We start from the raw sequence: 19289 nt of genomic DNA, 5'->3' as shown, positions 1-19289 counted from the left end.
AAATTAAATAAAAAGACATGCTCTATCTGAGCATGCCTTTTTATTTAATTAAATTCCTCCACCTTGATATGTTTTATACTTTGTAATATTTTTAATATATTTTTTATATCCTGAATCTTTATAATAATTATATTGAGTTTTTACAGAGAGCTGCCATTTCCCTACCTGTTTAGTATATGTTCGCTCTTTCCAATACATCATTTTAGCTTTTGCCGCCTTATACACTCCAGCAATTGAGTAAGCTATTCCTGCTGCAGTTCCTAACGGACCACAAACTGATAAAATAATAGCTACTATCGCTCCCTCTTGAGCAGACGCTATTATTGTATTATTCTTTGTAGTTCTTTTATATTTATATCCATTAACAGAGCCCTTTGGAGGACCTGCTGCAAAAGTAGATGCTTTTGACACATTACTTTCTTTATTAAGAATTGCATCTGTTTTAGCTTGTTCTAAAGGAGTTTCGTAATATACTTCAGAATTTATTTTAATTTCTTTAACTTCACCAGTTTTTAGGTTCTTTAATTCTAAAGCATTTTCAGATTTTCTAACTACTTCAAATTCTAGACTTCCATCTTCATCAGTCGCAATTGTTCTTTCATCACTTAGCTTAGTCACAACAACTCCTGAATTTAAAACAATTTTGTTAGAATCAATTTTTTTTATTCCACTAAATTCATCATTTTGTACTTTAATTGATTCAGCACTTGCAACATTATCAGAAGATCCAGAAAAACAAAACATAATCAATAATGATGCGATCAAACTAGAAATACTAACTTTTTTATACATTGTATACCTCTCCTCATTACTATATTTATAGATTTATAAAATCATAACTAATTAAAAGTTTTCAGTTTAAATTTATTACATTTAGCGATTACGTGATGTATATGCCAAATGGTACACACTTGTCACATTTGAAGATAGCGTGATGTCGTTTGAAGTGAAAGTCACTGGAACGATATCGTAGTAATGTGTAGACCAGCCTGCATTATTGTATGTACGGTAGCCTGCACCTGCAGGAACTTGAATCGTTAGTGAAAATTGTCCATTCTCGTCTGTTGTGCCTGTCGCTGTTTGAGCATATGATTTGATTGCTGCTTCAAAATAAAGCTGAATTGGCTGATTCGCCATGAGTTGACCACTTGTGTCCTTTAATGTTCCTTTAAAAGTAGCTGGATAATATGAACCTACACGATATTTACTGCCAGAACCGTAATTGACCATACCACCGTCTGCTGCTGTGACGCCTGTTACTTGTACGGATGCTGGTACTGCTCCTGTTTCCTCTGCATGTGCAAAGCTTGGGAAAACGAGAAGCAATGATAGAAAGAAAGCAAACATGATTTTTTTCATCGATAAATCCTCCTTTTTTTTCCTACTATATTACTATCGACAGTTATTGTCATTTTTCCAGCAAAAAACATAAACTTCCCTTTTTATTCAAAAGGGAAGCTGCAAGACTATTTTTTCACAACAACTTTCACTGCTTTACTTTCTCTTTTTCTCACATCTGAAGCCGTCACATACAAGACGGTTTTGGCTTTTTGCGGCTTGATTTTAGCCGTAAATGCGCCTTTGCTATTGGTTTTGACCGTTTGAATGACTTTCTTTGATTTGTTCTTCACCTTGATTGTCAAGCCTGCACCCGCAGTTCCTTTGACCGTTTTACTTTTCACTGTTACTCGATTCACCTTTGGCTTAGCTGGTGCTTTGCCCTTTTTCACGACCGTTTTGAGCGAAGTCGCAGCCTTTCCTTTTGATATCTTGATGTGAAGCACTTTATTTTTGTTTTGATGCTTGATCTTCACACTAAAGGTTCCCTTTTTGCTTGCCGTGCCTTTTCCAAGCAGGGTTTTGCCTCTATACACAGAAATGGCAGCGCCGGCTTTCGCCTTTCCTGTCACCTTTTGATGCTGATCTTCTACTTTGTTAACTGATGCGTTTAATTCAACAGCACTTAACGCGGCAAAAGCATTGAGTCTGCCATGTCCTGTCATCCAATCGATACCCGGAATTTTCGGATCGACAACAGGCTCGTCATTTTCATCATAGAAAACGTCATCTGTTCCATCAACAGCTTTAAATGAAATATCATCCGCTGTATTTTGTAAAATATTTCTCACTTGATTTGGTTTCAGGGTTGGATTTTTAGAAAGCAGTAATCCTGCTGCTGCTGCAACATACGGTGTAGCCATTGATGTCCCGCTCAAGTATGAAACATTCCCATCAGGCATTAAGCTTGGGATATCAGACCCTGGTGCAGACATGCTTAATCCTTTCCCATAGCTTGAGAATTCAGCGGCAATATCCATGCGATTGCTTGCACCAACTGCCATGGCGTATTTGGACGTCGCCGGATAACCCATTTCTGGAATGCCATCGTTTCCGCTCGCCACTACCACTAATACATTTTTTTGTGCAGCATAGTTCATCGCATATTCAATGACCTTGCTGTAGTAGCCGCCAAGGCTCATGTTGATGACCTTTGCACCTTTGTCCACTGCATGTTTAATGCCAAGAGCAATATGCTCTGTATCTCCATTTCCATACGCATCCAGTACTTTGACCGGGATGATCCCTGTATGTTGATTCAGCCCTGCCATGGAGTAATGATTGTCGGCTTTTGCTGCAATGATACCTGCCACATGGGTACCGTGGCCATTGTCATCAATTGCATCTTTATTTCGGCCGATGAGATTGGCACCTAAGTCTGTGCGAACCGTTCCGCTTAAATCGGACAAACGGCTGTCGACACCTGTATCCACAACAGCGATTAACGTTTGCTTCATTTTGCTTGTACCAATCAATGTATTCATTTGTTCAAACTTCACATCAGCGCCTTTTTTCCCACTGTTCTGCGCACTGTTTTTCAGCGGCCACTGATAACCATACTGCGCGTCATTGCTGAGCGCACGATACGTTTGTACAGGCTCTGCAAATTCAACATTCGGCATACTAGAAAGCTTTCTCGCCGTGCTTTTGATCACAGCTTTGCCTGCTTTAAGCGTTTTGCCAGCTGATTCTTGCCCTGCCGGTACATCATAAACATACATTCCTTTAAATAAAGGATTTACTGATTGAGATGTCACACGGTTTTCTTGAATTCCGTAGCCTTTCATCTTCTTTTTTGCGGATTGAAGCGTTTGTCCATCCTTTAATTTAAAGATGATTTTGTTTGTGTTGACCTTTTCTTCTGGAACAAGCTTTTGTTTCTCTAATACATAACCGATCGATTTTCCTTCAAGCTGATCGATTCCTACTTTTTGTCCCACTGTTTCTAATTCCTTTTTTAGATAGGCTGGACTTGCCTCTTTGAGCATATCAAAAAGGGAACGGATCGCCTGTTGCTCTTTCTCTGTGACGATATGACCGCTGAATGCACCATTTTTCTCTACATCATTCAGCAATGATTTTAATGTAAGCAAATGATTGTACACCGTTTGCTGCTTTTTTTGATTGTTGATGAGTTTAGATTTGAGAAACGGCTTTGTTTTTTGTAGCAGACGTGTAAGCTTCTGACCGTCGGCTGTTTCATTGAATCGTTTGTCTTCGATCGTACGAATGGATTGAAGAATTTGACGTCCATGCTTTTTCTCAATAATGATGATCCCTGGCTCTTCTTCTTCAGGGAAAATCGGTTCAGATGGCGGAAGATTCGCGCCTTTATACCCGATTGTATATGCTGCATCCTCTTCCTCATCACGGCTGTCTTCCTCTGAACCTAAATACAGCACTTTGACATAGTAAGGACCTGACCATGCATGCGGGAAGTTGATTTCTGTCTCTCCACTTGCTGTGTCCACACGATATCTCGAATAAGTGTCATCCTTTATCGCTCTATCCTTACTTGGGTAGACCGATACAGATAACACTTGTTTGCTTTTGACAGCAATTTGCATATGTGTATGTTTTGCCACATCTTGTGCAGATGGCGTGATTTGGTACCATGACTCTTCTTTTTCATTCTGTAATGTACCTGAGATGACTTCACCATTTTTTAACCCAATGGCTTCATTGACACTTGTGCCCTTACTAACTGCTGATGCCTTGTACCCAGGTAATGCAGCCATACATAGAATGATAGCCATGAGTACAACCACACAGGATTTGACCTGCTTTTTAAACATGAAAAGACCCCCTTATCTTTTACAATACCTTGGAAGAATATCACAGAATCCCTTTTAGTAGAATCTGTTTTTGACATAATTAAACTCGTTTTAAGCTAGGATTTGAGATATTCAGATGGCTAGTCTGATCGCTTCATAAACTTTTTGCCATTTTAAACGGAAAATGATGCTATTTAACCATGTCGAAAAGTACATTACAATCAAATTGTAAGCGCTTAACAAACAAGAGAGAAGGGATCAGCTTGTTCCAAAAAGATCATGTTTTTACACAAGTAAACGGTCGATCAAAGAATGAGATTTTACAATACATTTCCGAGAAAGCTGAAGACCTTCACATTACAAACGATCAGTCAGGGTTATTAACAGATTTGTTGAAACGCGAAGACGAAGTCTCAACAGGACTTCAGCAAGGTTTTGCGATTCCTCATACAAAAAGCTCTGCTGTTCAAACGGCTTCACTTCTCTTTTTAGAACTTGAACAACCCATTGATTGGGGAAGCTTCGACGATTTGCCAACAAGCTATTTATTTACACTGCTCGTTCCACTAGAAGAGGCCAATGTCACACACCTCAAATTACTGTCTGGCATTGCCACAAGTTTAATGGAGCCTGCTTTCATCGAAAAGATTCAACCCGGTCAAACAGCAGACTATTATTACGAAGTCATTGAACAACAATTGAAAGAGGGGATTACACAATGAAAATTGTCGGTGTCACTTCATGCCCAGCAGGGTTAGCTCATACACCAATGGCAGCAAAAGCATTAGAGAATGCGGGTAAACAGCTTGGACACGAGATTAAAATCGAGCAACAAGGAATTATGGGACAAGTGAATGGCATTACAGCAGAGGAAGCCAAGCAGGCAGACCTTTGCATTATCGCCTCCAATCAGCATATTAACGACGCTGAACGCTTCTCAGGTATTCCTACTGTTCGTGTCGAAATCGGACGCGCCCTAAAAAATGCCGAGCAAATCATCACAAAAGCCGTTGCGCTGGTTGAAAAGAAAAAATCTGAATCCCAATAAACAAGAGCAATGCCATATAGAAAGGAGCAAAGCAGAATGAAAGCAAAATTAAAAGTCATTGAAGGCCACCTCATGACCGGTATTTCTTATATTCTTCCGGTGATCATCGGAGCTTCACTTATCGTTGGTTTAGCCAAACTAGTCGGGTTAGGTTTTGGTGTGTCAGATTTAAACGCCTATAAAGATGCAGGCGGCATTTTACATGGTGCCTATTTGATGGAACAGGTTGGCTGGACAGGCATTGGCTTAATGAACGTACTGCTCGCTGGCTTTATTGCCTATTCGATTGCGGATAAATCTGGTCTTGCGGCCGGCTTTATCGGCGGAGCTCTTGCCAGCTCAACAAATGCTGGTTTTATCGGCGCCGTCATTGCAGGTTTCTTTGCCGGATATGTCGCTCTCTTTGTGAAAAGAAAAATTCAAATTCAAGGCTCCGCAGCTGGACTCGTCCCTCTGCTCATCTTACCGCTCATTACTGTTGGCTTAACCGGACTTCTCATGTCCGTTCTGCTAGGCGGTCCATTAGGGGCTTTGAACACCGCATTAATTGAATGGATCAAAGGCATGGTCGCAGATGGAACGAGCACACTCGCACTTGCTCTCATTTTAGGCGCCATGATTGGCTTTGATCTTGGCGGCCCAGTGAATAAATCAGCTTGGATGGCTGGTAATGCGCTCTTCCTATCAGGTGTCTATCTTCCTGCCATTCTCGTCAATATCGCGATTATCATTCCGCCGCTTGGATACGGGCTTGCGACATTGATTCGAAAACGCAACTTCTCTCCTACCTTTAGAGAAGCCGGACGAGGCGGTCTTGTGATGGGGATTATCGGGATTACAGAAGGAGCCATTCCCTTTACACTCGTCAATCCTTTGAAATTGATTCCGCTGAATGTCGTCGCTTGTGCTGCTGGAAGCGGGGTTGCTGCCTTATTAGGTGTCCATGACATCATGCCGCCAATTGGCGGACTCTACGGATTCTTCTCAGTAGGAAACTGGTGGGCATATTTAATCGGCGCGCTAACTGGCGCACTTGTTATTGGAATTGGTGCCAACCTACTTGTGAACTTCTCTGAGAAAAAAGAACCCCAAAAGCCAGAACATGATCAGAAGCAGAAAGAAGAAGATGATTTTGACCTTGTGCTAGAAGGATAATTTGAACAAAGAAAGGTGTCGTTACACAATGACTGTCAATGTACATGTGATTCCACATACTCACTGGGACCGGGAATGGTATTTTACCACCTCCCGCTCCCGTATCTACTTAATGAAAAGCGTAATGGACATATTGGACACCCTCGAAACAGATGAACGATTCCATTACTTCATGCTCGATGCACAAGCATCCTTGCTAGATGATTACTTGAAATGGCGCCCAGAGGATGAGGATCGAATCAAACAGCTCGTCACAGCAAAACGCCTCATCATCGGTCCGTGGTATACACAAACGGATCAGCTCGTGATTTCTGGGGAATCGATTGTACGGAACCTGCAATATGGGATTGAGCGCTGTCAGCAGTTTGGACATGTCATGAAGGTCGGTTATGTCCCTGATTCCTTCGGTCAATCTGCACAAATGCCTCAAATTTATCAAGGCTTTGGTATTGTCGATACAGCCTTTTGGCGCGGCGTTTCTGATCATATGACGAATCACACAGAATTTAATTGGCGCGGGGCTGATGGCAGTGAAGTTTTTGCAGTGAATCTGCCATTTGGCTACTACTACGGAGGAAATATTCCTGAAAAGGATGAAGACCTGCAAGCCTTTCTTTCTGAAAAAATCGGGGCGCTGCAAGCAAAAGCCACGACAAAGAATGTCTATTTCCCAAATGGCTTTGACCAGGCGCCTATTCGTAAAAACCTGCCTGACTTATTAGAAAAAGCCAATGAAATAGACGAGCACCACTATCAAATCAGCAGTTTAGAAGACTACATTGCAGCAGTGAAAAAAGAGCGGACTTCTTTTGAGACATTAGAAGGAGAGCTCATTCATGCCAAGCATATGCGAATTCATAAGTCTATTTTTTCAACAAGAGCAGATTTGAAAATCTTAAACAATCAAATTGAAAACTATCTTGTCAATGTGATGGAGCCGATCCTTACAATCAGCTATTCACTCGGACATGACTATCCGCATGACACGGTGCGTGATATTTGGTACCTCATGTTTGAAAATGCAGCGCATGATAGCATTGGCGGCTGTAATAGTGATACGACGAATCAAGATGTCTTCTTCCGCTATAAACAGGCAAAAGAAATTGCCGAAAATCTTGCGGACTTACACATGCGTCTGATCGCCATCCGGCTGCAAACCGAGCAAGAAATCACGTTCACTTTATTTAATACGTTGCCTTCAAAGCGCTCTGAAGTCATTGAAGTCGAAACCTTTATCACAGAACGTCCATTTACGCTAAAAGATGCTGATGGACGAACTCTTCACTACACAGTCAAAAGCAAAACCGATGTGACAGATTATGTCTTAGCACAGCAGATTTCACTTAACCCAAGCAAAAAGGTGTACATGCCAAAGCAAGTATGGAAAGCTGTTTTACTCATTGAAGCAGTCGACTTGCCATCCGTTGGTTATACACAAGTAAGCATGGTTTTCGATGAATCTAGTGAATCCATTTTTGAAAAAACAGAAGGTCATGTCATTGAAAATACGTTTTACCGCATTGTAGCAAATGACAATGGGTCATTAGAAATTACGGATAAGCAGACCGGACGAACGTTCTCTGAGCAAATGATCTTTGAAGACAACGGAGATGATGGGGATTCTTATAACTATTCACCACCGCGTGAGGATCTTTATGTATCATCTAAAGATATCTCATCAGCCGACATCACCGTATCTAAAAGCAGTTTACAGGAAGAGCTCACCATCAAGCTTCAATTGACTGTCCCATATGATTTAGAGGAACGTTCGGAGCAAAAGGGGACGACTTCCCTCCCGATCACAGCGAAGGTGGCTTTAAATAAAGATGAAGCGGTCATCCGTTTTCATGTGAATGTGGACAACCATGCGCTAGACCACCGTCTACGGGTGCTCTTTGATACAGGTATTGCGTCAAACGTATCACTCAGCGATCAACAGTTTGGCACCATCGAACGTCCAACGGAGCTGACGCAAGAGCTAGAATGGTGGAACAATGAACATTGGGAAGAAAAACCGATTACCATTGAACCCATGCAATCATTTGTTGCACTTCGCGATGAAGCATATGGTGTCTCTCTTTTGACGGACTGCGTCAGAGAATACCAAATCACAGGCGCAGGCTACACAACCATTGCTTACACACTCTTCCGCTGTTTCGGAAAAATGGGGAAAGAAAACCTTCTTTACCGTCCTGGCCGGGCTTCTGGAGAAAAAATCGTGGAAACACCTGACGCCCAGCTTCAAGGATCGCTATCATTCTCCTTTGGCATGCACTATAGCCAAGAAGCGGTGAGTGAAGGACACTTGGCTCAACTTGCTAAACGTTACACCACCCCGGTTCAGTGCTACGAGCGGGCAGACTTTTTAAACGGTCGTTTAATTTTCTCTTTCCGAGATGAAAAAGAAGACTTACAATCTACTTATAGCCTGCTTGACATTGAAACAGACGGGGCCGTTCTAAGCGCTTTGAAAAAAGAAGAGCATGGAACAGGCATTGTCCTTCGTCTCTTCAATCCATATTTAACACGTCAAACAGCCGCTTCAATCAATAGTTCATCTCTACAACATGGAGAAACAGCGAATTTAGGCGAAACACCTGAAGGACATATACTGAAAGCACAACATGGATCATTACACATTGAACCGCTCACACCTTGTCAGGTACAAACCTACATTGTAAAGAAAAAATGAACATGTAGGGGCGGGATCCATTTGGATTCCGCCCCTCTTTAATGGAGGGCATTGATCATGCGAATTGGAGGCATCGAAGCAGGCGGTACAAAATTTGTCTGCGGCTACGGAACAACAGACGGAACGATTGAACATATGACTTCCTTTGCAACAGGGAATCCAGAAGAAACATGCCGGCAAGTGATCGAATACTTTACAGAGCATCCAGTCGATGCGATTGGCATAGGCGCATTCGGGCCTGTCGATGTAAAGGAGCACAGCCCCAGCTATGGAACGATTCTCGAAACACCCAAAACAGCTTGGCGCCAATTTCCATTACTCTCAACCTTAAAACAAGCACTCGGTCTCCCTATGAAGCTTGATACGGATGTGAACTGTGCGGCGCTCGGTGAAGCTCGTTTTTCAACAGAAACAGACAGACCAAATTCCTTGATCTATATCACGGTTGGGACGGGAATCGGCGGCGGTGCCTATATTGAAAACCGCCTCATCCACGGACTGCTTCATCCAGAAATGGGACATATCACCGTTCAGCGCCACCCTCATGACACCTATGGGGGCTGCTGCCCGATCCACCATGATTGTTTAGAGGGACTAGCATCTGGACCTGCCATAGAAGGCCGCTATCATACATTGGCACAAATGCTGCCAGAGGAGCATCCAGCCTGGTCACTTCAAGCTTATTATCTCGGGCAAATGACCGCAAATTTATTACTCACCCTGTCACCAGAACGCATTATATTTGGTGGAGGTGTCATGAAACAGTCGGCTTTGCTGCCGCTCATCCTTGAAGAAACAGACAAACGTCTTCATGGTTACTTACAATTACCAAAGCCATTAAATGAAATCGTCACAAAGCCTTCCTTTGACGGATTATCTGGTTTAATGGGAGCCATCGCCCTTGGAGCTGATGCCTTAAAGGAACAAGGAGCGGCGCAATGATGATGACGGCAGATACTCGAACCTACCAGCTCATTCAGCGGCTATTTGAAACGAAAGGGTTCGTGAAGCTTGAGGAGCTCACTGCCTCTTTTCGCTTATCTGACCGCTCCATCCGCAATTTAATCAAAGAAGCAAACGAACTGTTAACGCAAGCTGGAGCCATGATCAAGACCATCCGCGGGAAAGGATATACGCTCTTAACAAGTGACCAAGACGCTTTCCTGCTTTGGCTTCATCAGCAAAAGCTTCCTGCCCGCTCTCTCGTACCCGTCATGCCAGAAGAGCGCATACGATTTATGATGAGAAAACTATTGCTTCAATCAGACTACTTAAAAATTGATCAATTAGCAGAAGAATTGTTCATCAGCCGTATGACGGTCAGCAGTGATTTAAAAAAAGGACGGGAGCTGTTAGCCCGTTACGGTATGACCCTTGTCTCAAAGCCTGGATTTGGCTTAAAAGTAGACGGAGACGAATTGCAAAAAAGGACGTGCTACGCAGACTTACTGCTTGAAGAAGAACCCGCCCTATCTCATATAACTGAGCGGGAACAGCTTCATTTCCCTGACATTTCACTTGAAACCATTCGATCCATTGTGCTGACAAATCTATATCAAGAATCACTGCTCATTAAAGATATTGCCCTAAAGAATTTAGTGATTCACTTAGCGATTGCCATTCAGCAAACGCAAAAAAAACAGCGGATACCCGCCAGTACCACTCACACACAAAGACCGCCAGTGTTAACAAGAATCGCTCAAAAGATCACTCATCAAATAAGTGACACGTTTCACGTCACCTTATCAGAGGATGAAACAGATTACTTGGTGATGCATCTCTTAGCGAATCAAACGTGGAAAGAAATCGATGAGCACCAAACGACAGAAGAAGTGCGTCAGGCGGTGACACAATTTCTCCAGCACATTGAAAAAACAAGCGGTCATCGTTTTGTAGATGACGATATCCTGCGTCAAGATTTGATGCTGCATATGAAGCCATTATTAAATCGAATTCAATACGGCGTGTCTTTACAAAATCCGCTTTTGCATGAGATCAAAACTTCTTATCCTTATCCGTTTGATTTGGCTGTCAGCGGACTCAATGCCTTACAGCTGGTGCGGACGCCAAATGAAGATGAGGCGGCATATGTTGCCTTACATATTGCTGCTTCATTTGAAAGAAGTCATCTTGACACCTCACAAAAAAAGAGGGCCATTATTGTATGCGGGTCTGGACTAGGAACGGCACGGCTGCTTGAAATTAAATTGAAGGCGGCCTTTCAACATGAGCTTGAGATTGTTGAGCTTTATTCTTATCAGGATTACGCTTTTAGCACCACTTTGCCATGTGATGTGATTATTACAACCGTACCTCTCGCACCAAAAGGGAAACCAATCATTCAAGTGAATGCTTTTTTTGAACATCATGATGTCCAGCGTGTGAGTGAGGTCATTCACCTGTTAAACGGACACGGTTCCCCTTCGCAGGAGCTGATGGCTTTTTTCCAAGAACGATTGACCTTGTTGGATGTGAACCTTTCAAGCAAAGAAGAGGTATTAGATACGCTTTGCAGCCGGCTGGAGGCGCATCAGCTTGTTTCATCTTCTTTTCGTTCCTCCGTGCTGGAGCGGGAGCAAATGTCATCAACTTATCTTGGCAAGGGGATTGCGATGCCTCACCCGCTCATCACAAATGAAGGCACCTCCTGCGTGGCAATTGCACGATTGAAACAGCCAATTGATTGGCAGGGCGATCAAGTATCTCTGATTTTCTTGTTAGCCATCCAGAAAGATGACGCTGCCTGCATGAATCAATTTTTTGAACAAGCTGTCGATTTATTAGACAGTCCTGACCGCCTTCACTCCTTGACACATGCAAGGACATTTGATGAGCTAATGCATGTCCTGTTTCAATAGCACAAAAGGCCGCCCAAGTGAAATCGGGCGGCCCTTTATTCATCTATTCCTCACATACGAGTCAATCGTATATGACATTTTTTCCTTCTTCCCTTAACTTTTTTAACGACGTCAGCATATGATTGATTTCTTCATCGGAGTGTCTTTCCCAAGCGCCTAATTCTGCGACAATTTTCAAAGGGGATGTCGATCGATAAGAACGGGTCGGATTCCCCGGAAACTTTTGATTCGTCAAATTCGGATCGTCTTCAAACTCGCCTGTCGGTTCTACAACATAAATTCTCTCTTTGGAATCAGATCGAGCTAATTCTGCTCCCCATTTGGCTGCATTTAATGTTCCGGTGAAATAGATGTGGTTCGATTGTTTATCCTGATAATTGGATAAATGCAACGGTTCAAGCAGGTCCCCAATCTTCAATTCCGCTTTCGTCCCATGAAAAAATGGCCCAGGATCTAAAACATCTTTCTTGTCATTCATACAGCCACATCCCTTATCGTTTTTGACTTGCGTATAACAGTATACGGGCTGATGCGGGCGGAAAACAGTCTATAAATGAGATTAAATTCGGGGTATAATGATAGTAGAGAGTAAGATCGTTTAAAAAAAAGGAAATTTCTCATTGATTCCAACAAGAACAAAAACAAGAATACCTTCCACTGCTGACAGCGTCACAATCAATCCGTGGTTCATTGGGTGTTCCTTCGCAATTAATTTCTGACCAATATAGTTTAAAGCGTAAAAAAGAAAGAACAATAAGAAAAACAAATAAAGGATCGTCATCATCTACATAACCCTCTTTCTTATAATGGATAATCAACCAATTTTTACAATATATCATTAGACTAACATTTTAGAACAACTCGAACAATATGCTCTTGCCAATAAAGTAAACGAACAAAAAAGCCAGCCACCCGCTAATAAGGTGACTGGCTTTTTCCTGTTACTTCCCGATGTTCTCTCCATTTTGCTCGATCAATGTTTCATACCAATAAGAGCTCTTTTTCCGAATTCTCTTCAGGTCTTTCAGATCAAATTCGTCACGATTGACGTAGATAAAACCGTAGCGTTTTGAGCAGCCTTGGTGTGTACTGATTAAGTCGATGGCTGACCACGGGCAGTACCCGAATACCTCTACACCGTCAGTGATCGCCCATTTGATTTGTTCAATATGTTTTTCTAAATAATCAATTCGATAATCATCCTGAATCGATCCATCCGCTTCTAACTTGTCAAAAGCGCCTAGCCCGTTTTCCGTAATAATAAGAGGCAGCTGATAGCGATCGTAAATCTCACGCATCGTTGATCGGAAACCGGTAGGGTCAATCTCCCAGCCAAATGCATTTTTACTTAAGAACGGGTTGTTCCCGCCTTTGTAGACGCCATCTTCACCAGATTTTAAATGCTGATCTCCGCCGCGGGCAAATTCATCATTGCCATCTCCTTTACTCGCTTCAACCGTTTGAGATGTGTAGTAGTTAAAGGCAATGAAGTCTGGTTTTGCACTTTTCAAAATATCCATATCTCCCTCTTCAATCACAGGAAGAATGTCTTTTTCCTTCATGTATGCCCATGCAAGGTTGTTATAACGACCGAATACCGCCATATCAAGATATAGCCAGTTGCGGATCGCATTGTAATTAGCCGCAGCAATGATATCCTCAGGTTTTGGAGATGCCGGGTAAATAAGGGCGATGTTTGGCGCTGGTCCGATTTTCGCCTCAGGCAGCAAACGATGACAAAGCGTCATGGCTTTCGCCTGTGCCACAAGCATATGGTGGTTCTGCTGATATAGTTCTTTTTTCGGATTTTCTAAATTTGGATCCAGTGTACCTAGAGCTGATCCATGTAAGATCATCATGTTTTGTTCATTAATCGTCAGCCAATATTTTACCTTCTCACCATACTCTTGGAACAAAACTTCCGCATAACGTTCAAACGCATCGACTGTTGAACGATTTGACCAGCCGCCTTTCACTTGAAGCGCATGAGGTAAATCAAAGTGATACATCGTCACAATTGGTTCAATGTCATAGCGTCGCAATTCATCAATGAGAGAATGGTAGAATTCAATTCCCTTTTGATTGATCTCCCCATCTCCATTTGGAATGATACGTGTCCATGCAATGGAGAAACGATAAGCCTTCAAGCCCATTTCTGCAAACATCTTCACGTCTTCTTTATATCGATGATAGTGATCGCTGGCTACCTTAAAATCAGTTGTTCCTTCAGGATAGCTTTCTCTCATATCAATGACTGAAGGTCCCTTGCCATCCTCGTTCCACGCACCTTCTACTTGATAGGCGGAAGTCGATCCGCCCCAGAAAAAGTCTTTTGGAAATGGTGCTAGTGTTGAATATCTCATGATTATGTCCTCCCTTTTCTTAAACTAAGTGTAAAAATGATTGTCCTGGTGTCACTTGTTTTTCTTCTGTCTCAATGATATCGCTAAATTCACCGGAATTGGTAATAATCACAGGTGTTGTGACAGAAAGACCTGCTGCTTGAATGGCCTCAATATCAAACTCCGCAAGCAGTTCACCTTCTGTAATCGTTTGGCCCTGCTCAACCTTCGGCGTAAAATGACGGCCCCCAAGTTGTACAGTATCCAGTCCAATATGAATAAGTACTTCTGCTCCGCTTTCAGAGGTGAGACCGTATGCATGTCCTGTTGGGAATACCGTTGTCACGACCCCAGTTACTGGTGCAAACAGCTTGCCTTCTGACGGGATAATGGCTGCGCCCTTACCTAATGCGCCAGATGAGAAGGCTTTATCCTGCACCTCTTCTAGCTTGATGACTTCGCCAGATAAAGGACTTTTCACATGAGCTGCTTTGACACCATGTTCATTTTCAGATGCTGGTGCAGAACTAGCTGCAGGAGCATCTTCTTCATCCACAGGATCTTTGAATCCAATCAAATAGGTTAAGACGATTGAAAGGACAAATGAAACGGAAATTCCGATTAAGAATCCTGTAAACCCTTGACCATAGAAGATCGGAAGTGTCAGTAAACTCGGAAGACCTGACGCGATCGCAATACTTTGTGAATAACCGATAATGGCACCACCGACACCGGCAGAGATCACCGCTGCAATAAATGGTTTTTTCAAACGAAGTGTGACGCCGTATACAGCAGGTTCTGTAATTCCAAATACAGCAGAAACCGCTGTCGATCCAGCTAATGATTTCAGCTTTTTGTTCTTTGTTTTCAGCATAACACCGATTGAAGCACCGGCTTGTGAAAATACAGCTGGCGCAGTGGCCGGCTTAATATGATCTTTTCCATGAACCGCAATATTATTTAAAATGACTGGCACAAGCCCCCAATGGATACCGAAGATCACAAGAACCTGCCATGCCATCGCAATTAAAGCACCGGCAAGTGTAGGGCTAAAGGAGAATACTTTCAGCAGGACGGCTGCAATTCCGTTCCCTGCATACACACCAAATGGTCCAAATACGATCAGTGTCAGTGGAACGACCGTGACCAGTAAAATCAGTGGTGTAATAAAGTTTTTCACACTTTCATGAATGACTTTGTTAAAGAAACGTTCGATATATCCCATCACAAACACTGCCAAAATAATCGGGATAACCGTTGATGTATAAGACATTAAGACAACCGGAATGCCGAAGAACGACACATCTCCGCCGCCTTTTGTGAGCTCTTGAATAGTCGGGTAGATCAGTGCACCTGCAATCGTCACAGCGACAAATGGATTCGCTTTAAACTTCCTAGCAGAAGTGAATGCGAGCAGCAGCGGCAGGAAGTAGAACAAGCTGTCTGATGCGGCAAATAAAATTTGATACGACGTATCTTCAGGTGATAACCATTTTGCATTGATACAGATGCCTAGAAGTCCTTTTAAAATACCGGCACCCGCCATGACACCTAGAAGCGGTGTGAAAATTCCAGAAACAATGTCGACGAATTTTCCAAAAAGACTTGTACTTTCTTCACTTGATCTAGCAGATGAAGAAGTGGAATCCTCTAATAGATTCGTAAACTCCCCAATCTCTCGATATACCTCTGGTACGGTGTTGCCAATGACCACCTGAAACTGGCCGCCGCTTTCCATGACAGTCACCACACCATTTAATTTTTCAATGGCCGCTTTATCTGCTTTTGATCTGTCATTTAATGTGAAGCGAAGTCTTGTGGCACAGTGAACCAATGAATGAACATTTTTCTCTGTCCCGATATGTTTGATAATGTCTTCTGCTAATTGACGATGACTCATACAAAAACCCCCTTTTTTTCAAAAAAATACGTTTTTAGGCAAAATAAAAACCTAAACGGGCACCAAAAATAGTCGCAACTTGCTATTGCGCTTTTTCAGTGAACGTTTAGGTTTTGCCTGCCGAACAGTCACAATCCTCTAAGACGATCATTGTGAAACCGTATTCTTTTATGTTTATGAGCAAATAGTACCACTCACTTTTTGTGATGTCAACGCTTTCTTTTAAAATTCTATCTTTATTTTTCTCGTTTGATGAGTCGATTCAAATGAATCGATAGATAGAGCATCTCCTCTGATGTCAGGTCGCGATGATACGTTTGATACACATATTCTGCGATTTTCTTTGCGCAATCGTACGCCTTCGGATATTTCACTTTAATCAGCTGATATAAATCTTGATCTTCACTGACGAGTAACGTTTCGTTGATGAGACGCTGTACGAAAAAACGTAAATGTGTGAGAAAACGATAAAAGTTGAGCGAGTCTTCATCAAATTCCATGTTCAGATGATATTTCACAATGGTCAGTATGGCATTCACTTCTTTCGTGATATTGACCGTTGTATTCATGTCTTCATTGAGCTCTGCATTAATAATATGCATGGCAATAAAGCCCGCTTCATCTTCAGGCAGTTCAATATGAAGACGATCTTCAATCATCTCAAGGCATTCCTTCGCCACGAGAAACTCATCTTTGTATAAACGTTTAATCTCCCAAATCAGCGAATTCTCAATCAAGTGGTTTTTCTTTAATCGTTCGATGGCGTAATGAATATGGTCTGCCAGCGATACATGCAGACTTTCGTTTAATCTTCGGTTCAGCTTTGTATGTGCGTATTGGATCATTTCCTCGGTCACCTTGACGACATCATACGGAACCTCTTGAAGCAGCATTTTCATCCGCTCATGTACGGAATGATCCTCTAAGCGGAACACTTTATCAATTAACGCCTCGTCCACCGGGTCGCCGGGACGTCTTTGAAAAGCGATGCCTCTGCCCATGACGACGATTTCTTTTCCTTGTTCATCTATCACACTAATGACATTATTGTTTAGAACCTTTTGAATCTGCATCTCCAAACACCTCCGTCTATAACCAGCCATCTACACTCAAAATATGCTCTCATCTTAACACAACTGTCAAATCACTTGGCGTTTTTATCTGACTTTTGAAATAGATTTCACGATATTTTTACTTCTTTCTTGCTGGTCTGATCCTCCCTCGGCCTGCATACAATACCTCGAGGAGGTGACCTTCGATGAAGGCTTTTTTCTGGTCAGCATCTTTTTTATTCATGTTCATTCTGACTCTCTTTATTCTAGGTATTGTTTTTTGGCTTAGTGGACAAGGCTTAGATCAGCTATGGAGATATGCGCTTATCTGTCTTGTGACAGCCACCGTTCTACACGGCGTTACCACTTGGCTAAAGCAGCATGTCATGGATCATCCATCCAAATAAAAAGGCTGCCCTCAGTATTCAGGCAGCCCTTCCGTTATTCCTTAGATGAGGCGGCTTCTTTCTGAGAAGCACGCAGTTCATCATTGATTTTTTTCGCATCTTCTAAAAACTCTGTTTCAAATCCACTTTTGAGTGCCCACATATAAAATAACAACGCCACAACTGCAATAAGTGCCATATCCCAACCATAATGAATGACGTTATACCCGCCAAATTTATCACTGCCGAGACAGGAAATCGTCATCATCACAAGCAAATACACAACCATCCAAGCACCTGCTTTAAAGTGACGGCCAAAGCCCTTCCACTTCGCTTTTGCTTGATAGTAAAAATAGATTGGCAGACCGATGAGAATAATAAACAGCACCTGACCCGTCAGCGGCCATCTCGCCCAGTACAGTGTCAATGATGCAAAGACAAAACCAAGCGGAGCAATGATGCTGAGTCCTTTAATTCGCAGTGGACGATATAAATCTGTGCCCGTCTTTCTCAGCGTCATCACTGTCACAGGTCCTGTCAAATAGGAAATCAGGGTCGCCACAGAGATAATTTCAGCGAGAACCCCCCATCCTCTAAACAAAAACAGAAAGATAAACGATACGCCTAAGTTAAAAAACATCGCTGGACGAGGCACACCATAAATTGGGTGCAGACGACCAAGTACACTCGGCATGTACTTGTTTTTTTCCATCCCATAAATCATACGAGACGTCGTCGCCGTATACGTAATCCCTGTGCCAGAAGGAGAAACGAACGCATCTGCATATAAAATAAGGACAAGCCAGTTGATTCCTAGCGCAATGGCAAGGTCAGCAAATGGCGAGTTGAAATTCAAATGCCCCCAGCCATTCACTATCATTGATGGATCGACAGCGCCAATAAAAGCGATTTGCAGCAGCACATAAATGACCGTTGCAATCAAAATCGATCCAACAATGGCGATTGGAATCGAACGCCCTGGATTTTTCGCTTCTCCTGCCATATTAATCGGGCTTTGGAAGCCATTAAAAGCAAACACAATCCCCGATGTTGCCACAGCTGTGAGCACACTCGCCCAGCCGTTCGGCGCAATACTTGTTCCAGAAGTAAAATTCTCACTATGAAAACCTACGAATAAGAGCGCACCAATTGTTAATCCTGGAATGACGATTTTAAAAATCGTAATGAATGTATTCGCCTTTGAAAACAACCCAACTGTCCAATAATTGAGCAGAAAATAAATCACCAGCAGCACACTTGCCACCATGAGCCCCTCAGTCGTCAAAACCCCTTTTGTGACCAAATGGCTTGTCCACTTTGCCCACTCCCAAGGCCATGAGCTCATGTATTGAACGGAGGCAACTGCCTCAACAGGAATCACTGAGACAATCGCGATCCAGTTCGCCCAAGCGGCGATAAATCCAATAAAAGAGCCATGTGAATATTGCGTATATTTGACCATTCCGCCTGCCTCTGGAAACATCGACCCGAGTTCACTATAAGACAATGCGATAAATAAAATAACAACCATCCCGATCAACCATGACAAAATAGCAGCAGGGCCGGCGATTTGAGCAGCCCGCCACGCACCAAAGAGCCATCCTGAACCAATGATTGAGCCAAGACCTACCATCATTAAAGCGAAAGTTCCCATCCTACGATGCAAATGATTCATGTTCATAACACCTTTCGATTAAAATACAGAGCATGTGTCGAGCAAGCGCCTTTCTTTTATAGCAGCTCA

At 42.7% G+C, this 19289-nt stretch carries 16 protein-coding genes; 7 read left to right on the top strand and 9 right to left on the bottom strand.

Features of this window, described 5'->3' with window-relative positions:
- Positions 1–48 precede the first annotated feature (48 nt).
- From NST09_RS01460 to NST09_RS01450, 3 genes are all read right to left on the bottom strand, one after another.
- On the bottom strand, positions 49–792 hold the full coding sequence (locus tag NST09_RS01460) for a hypothetical protein (protein WP_096880938.1): 744 nt from the start codon (positions 790–792) through the stop codon (positions 49–51).
- A gap of 81 nt (positions 793–873) precedes the next feature.
- Complete coding sequence (locus NST09_RS01455; RefSeq protein ID WP_096880937.1) at positions 874–1359, bottom strand: hypothetical protein; 486 nt, start codon at positions 1357–1359, stop codon at positions 874–876.
- A 107-nt stretch (positions 1360–1466) separates the two neighbouring features.
- Complete coding sequence (locus tag NST09_RS01450) at positions 1467–4133, bottom strand: S8 family serine peptidase (protein ID WP_342493258.1); 2667 nt, start codon at positions 4131–4133, stop codon at positions 1467–1469.
- Between the two features lie 242 nt (positions 4134–4375).
- Here NST09_RS01450 and NST09_RS01445 point away from each other — a divergent pair, with 242 nt between their 5' ends.
- From NST09_RS01445 to NST09_RS01420, 6 genes are read left to right on the top strand one after another with little or no spacing between them, the layout of a single operon-like run.
- Entirely contained in the window at positions 4376–4834 is a 459-nt protein-coding gene (locus NST09_RS01445; protein WP_116307362.1) for a PTS sugar transporter subunit IIA, read from the top strand.
- Complete coding sequence (locus NST09_RS01440) at positions 4831–5160, top strand: fructose PTS transporter subunit IIB (protein WP_007498438.1); 330 nt, start codon at positions 4831–4833, stop codon at positions 5158–5160. Before NST09_RS01445 ends, NST09_RS01440 begins: the two co-directional genes overlap by 4 nt.
- Positions 5161–5196: 36 nt before the next feature.
- A complete protein-coding gene (locus NST09_RS01435) occupies positions 5197–6315 on the top strand; it encodes a PTS fructose transporter subunit IIC (RefSeq protein WP_008342177.1) in 1119 nt (372 codons plus the stop codon).
- Positions 6316–6343: 28 nt separating this feature from the next.
- Positions 6344–9007 carry a mannosylglycerate hydrolase gene (gene mngB, locus NST09_RS01430; RefSeq protein WP_342493257.1) on the top strand — a complete coding sequence of 888 codons (2664 nt, stop codon included), beginning with the start codon at positions 6344–6346 and terminating at the stop codon, positions 9005–9007.
- A 57-nt stretch (positions 9008–9064) separates the two neighbouring features.
- Positions 9065–9949, top strand: a complete 885-nt coding sequence (locus tag NST09_RS01425; RefSeq protein ID WP_342493256.1) for an ROK family protein — start codon at positions 9065–9067, stop codon at positions 9947–9949.
- Positions 9946–11865, top strand: a complete 1920-nt coding sequence (locus NST09_RS01420; RefSeq protein ID WP_342493255.1) for a BglG family transcription antiterminator — start codon at positions 9946–9948, stop codon at positions 11863–11865. Before NST09_RS01425 ends, NST09_RS01420 begins: the two co-directional genes overlap by 4 nt.
- A 61-nt stretch (positions 11866–11926) precedes the next feature.
- On the opposite strand, the gene arr is transcribed toward NST09_RS01420, so the two are convergent.
- The 5 genes from arr to NST09_RS01395 form a co-directional block, all read right to left on the bottom strand.
- Positions 11927–12343, bottom strand: coding sequence for an NAD(+)--rifampin ADP-ribosyltransferase (gene arr, locus NST09_RS01415; protein ID WP_216943107.1), 417 nt, complete (start codon positions 12341–12343; stop codon positions 11927–11929).
- Positions 12344–12463: 120 nt separating this feature from the next.
- Complete coding sequence (locus NST09_RS01410; protein ID WP_008343855.1) at positions 12464–12649, bottom strand: hypothetical protein; 186 nt, start codon at positions 12647–12649, stop codon at positions 12464–12466.
- Between the two features lie 157 nt (positions 12650–12806).
- A complete protein-coding gene (locus tag NST09_RS01405) occupies positions 12807–14228 on the bottom strand; it encodes a glycoside hydrolase family 1 protein (RefSeq protein WP_025206665.1) in 1422 nt (473 codons plus the stop codon).
- Positions 14229–14247: 19 nt separating this feature from the next.
- Positions 14248–16107, bottom strand: a complete 1860-nt coding sequence (locus tag NST09_RS01400) for a beta-glucoside-specific PTS transporter subunit IIABC (protein ID WP_008343857.1) — start codon at positions 16105–16107, stop codon at positions 14248–14250.
- Between the two features lie 236 nt (positions 16108–16343).
- A complete protein-coding gene (locus NST09_RS01395; protein ID WP_017358738.1) occupies positions 16344–17180 on the bottom strand; it encodes a PRD domain-containing protein in 837 nt (278 codons plus the stop codon).
- Between the two features lie 185 nt (positions 17181–17365).
- Between NST09_RS01395 and NST09_RS01390 the strand changes: the two genes are divergently transcribed.
- A complete protein-coding gene (locus NST09_RS01390; RefSeq protein ID WP_008343859.1) occupies positions 17366–17566 on the top strand; it encodes a hypothetical protein in 201 nt (66 codons plus the stop codon).
- A gap of 34 nt (positions 17567–17600) precedes the next feature.
- Here NST09_RS01390 and NST09_RS01385 read toward each other — a convergent pair whose 3' ends face one another.
- The gene (locus tag NST09_RS01385; RefSeq protein WP_008343861.1) at positions 17601–19220 is read right to left on the bottom strand and encodes an APC family permease; all 1620 of its coding nucleotides are present in this window, start codon (positions 19218–19220) and stop codon (positions 17601–17603) included.
- Between the last annotated feature and the right edge of the window lie 69 nt (positions 19221–19289).

This window comes from Bacillus sp. FSL W7-1346, assembly GCF_038593335.1.
Lineage (GTDB): Bacteria > Bacillota > Bacilli > Bacillales > Bacillaceae > Bacillus > Bacillus altitudinis.
Note: the sequence above shows the minus strand (reverse complement) of the source record. Positions and strands in the feature narration are given on the sequence as shown.

Excerpts from the sequence above, each read along its gene's own strand:
- NST09_RS01460 (WP_096880938.1), bottom strand. The coding sequence starts at position 792 with ATGTATAAAAAAGTTAGTATTTCTAGTTTGATCGCATCATTATTGATT.
- NST09_RS01455 (WP_096880937.1), bottom strand. The coding sequence starts at position 1,359 with ATGAAAAAAATCATGTTTGCTTTCTTTCTATCATTGCTTCTCGTTTTC.
- NST09_RS01450 (WP_342493258.1), bottom strand. The coding sequence starts at position 4,133 with ATGTTTAAAAAGCAGGTCAAATCCTGTGTGGTTGTACTCATGGCTATC.
- NST09_RS01440 (WP_007498438.1), top strand. The coding sequence starts at position 4,831 with ATGAAAATTGTCGGTGTCACTTCATGCCCAGCAGGGTTAGCTCATACA.
- NST09_RS01435 (WP_008342177.1), top strand. The coding sequence starts at position 5,197 with ATGAAAGCAAAATTAAAAGTCATTGAAGGCCACCTCATGACCGGTATT.
- mngB (WP_342493257.1), top strand. The coding sequence starts at position 6,344 with ATGACTGTCAATGTACATGTGATTCCACATACTCACTGGGACCGGGAA.
- NST09_RS01425 (WP_342493256.1), top strand. The coding sequence starts at position 9,065 with ATGCGAATTGGAGGCATCGAAGCAGGCGGTACAAAATTTGTCTGCGGC.
- NST09_RS01420 (WP_342493255.1), top strand. The coding sequence starts at position 9,946 with ATGATGATGACGGCAGATACTCGAACCTACCAGCTCATTCAGCGGCTA.
- arr (WP_216943107.1), bottom strand. The coding sequence starts at position 12,343 with ATGAATGACAAGAAAGATGTTTTAGATCCTGGGCCATTTTTTCATGGG.
- NST09_RS01410 (WP_008343855.1), bottom strand. The coding sequence starts at position 12,649 with ATGATGACGATCCTTTATTTGTTTTTCTTATTGTTCTTTCTTTTTTAC.
- NST09_RS01405 (WP_025206665.1), bottom strand. The coding sequence starts at position 14,228 with ATGAGATATTCAACACTAGCACCATTTCCAAAAGACTTTTTCTGGGGC.
- NST09_RS01400 (WP_008343857.1), bottom strand. The coding sequence starts at position 16,107 with ATGAGTCATCGTCAATTAGCAGAAGACATTATCAAACATATCGGGACA.
- NST09_RS01395 (WP_017358738.1), bottom strand. The coding sequence starts at position 17,180 with ATGCAGATTCAAAAGGTTCTAAACAATAATGTCATTAGTGTGATAGAT.
- NST09_RS01390 (WP_008343859.1), top strand. The coding sequence starts at position 17,366 with ATGAAGGCTTTTTTCTGGTCAGCATCTTTTTTATTCATGTTCATTCTG.
- NST09_RS01385 (WP_008343861.1), bottom strand. The coding sequence starts at position 19,220 with ATGAATCATTTGCATCGTAGGATGGGAACTTTCGCTTTAATGATGGTA.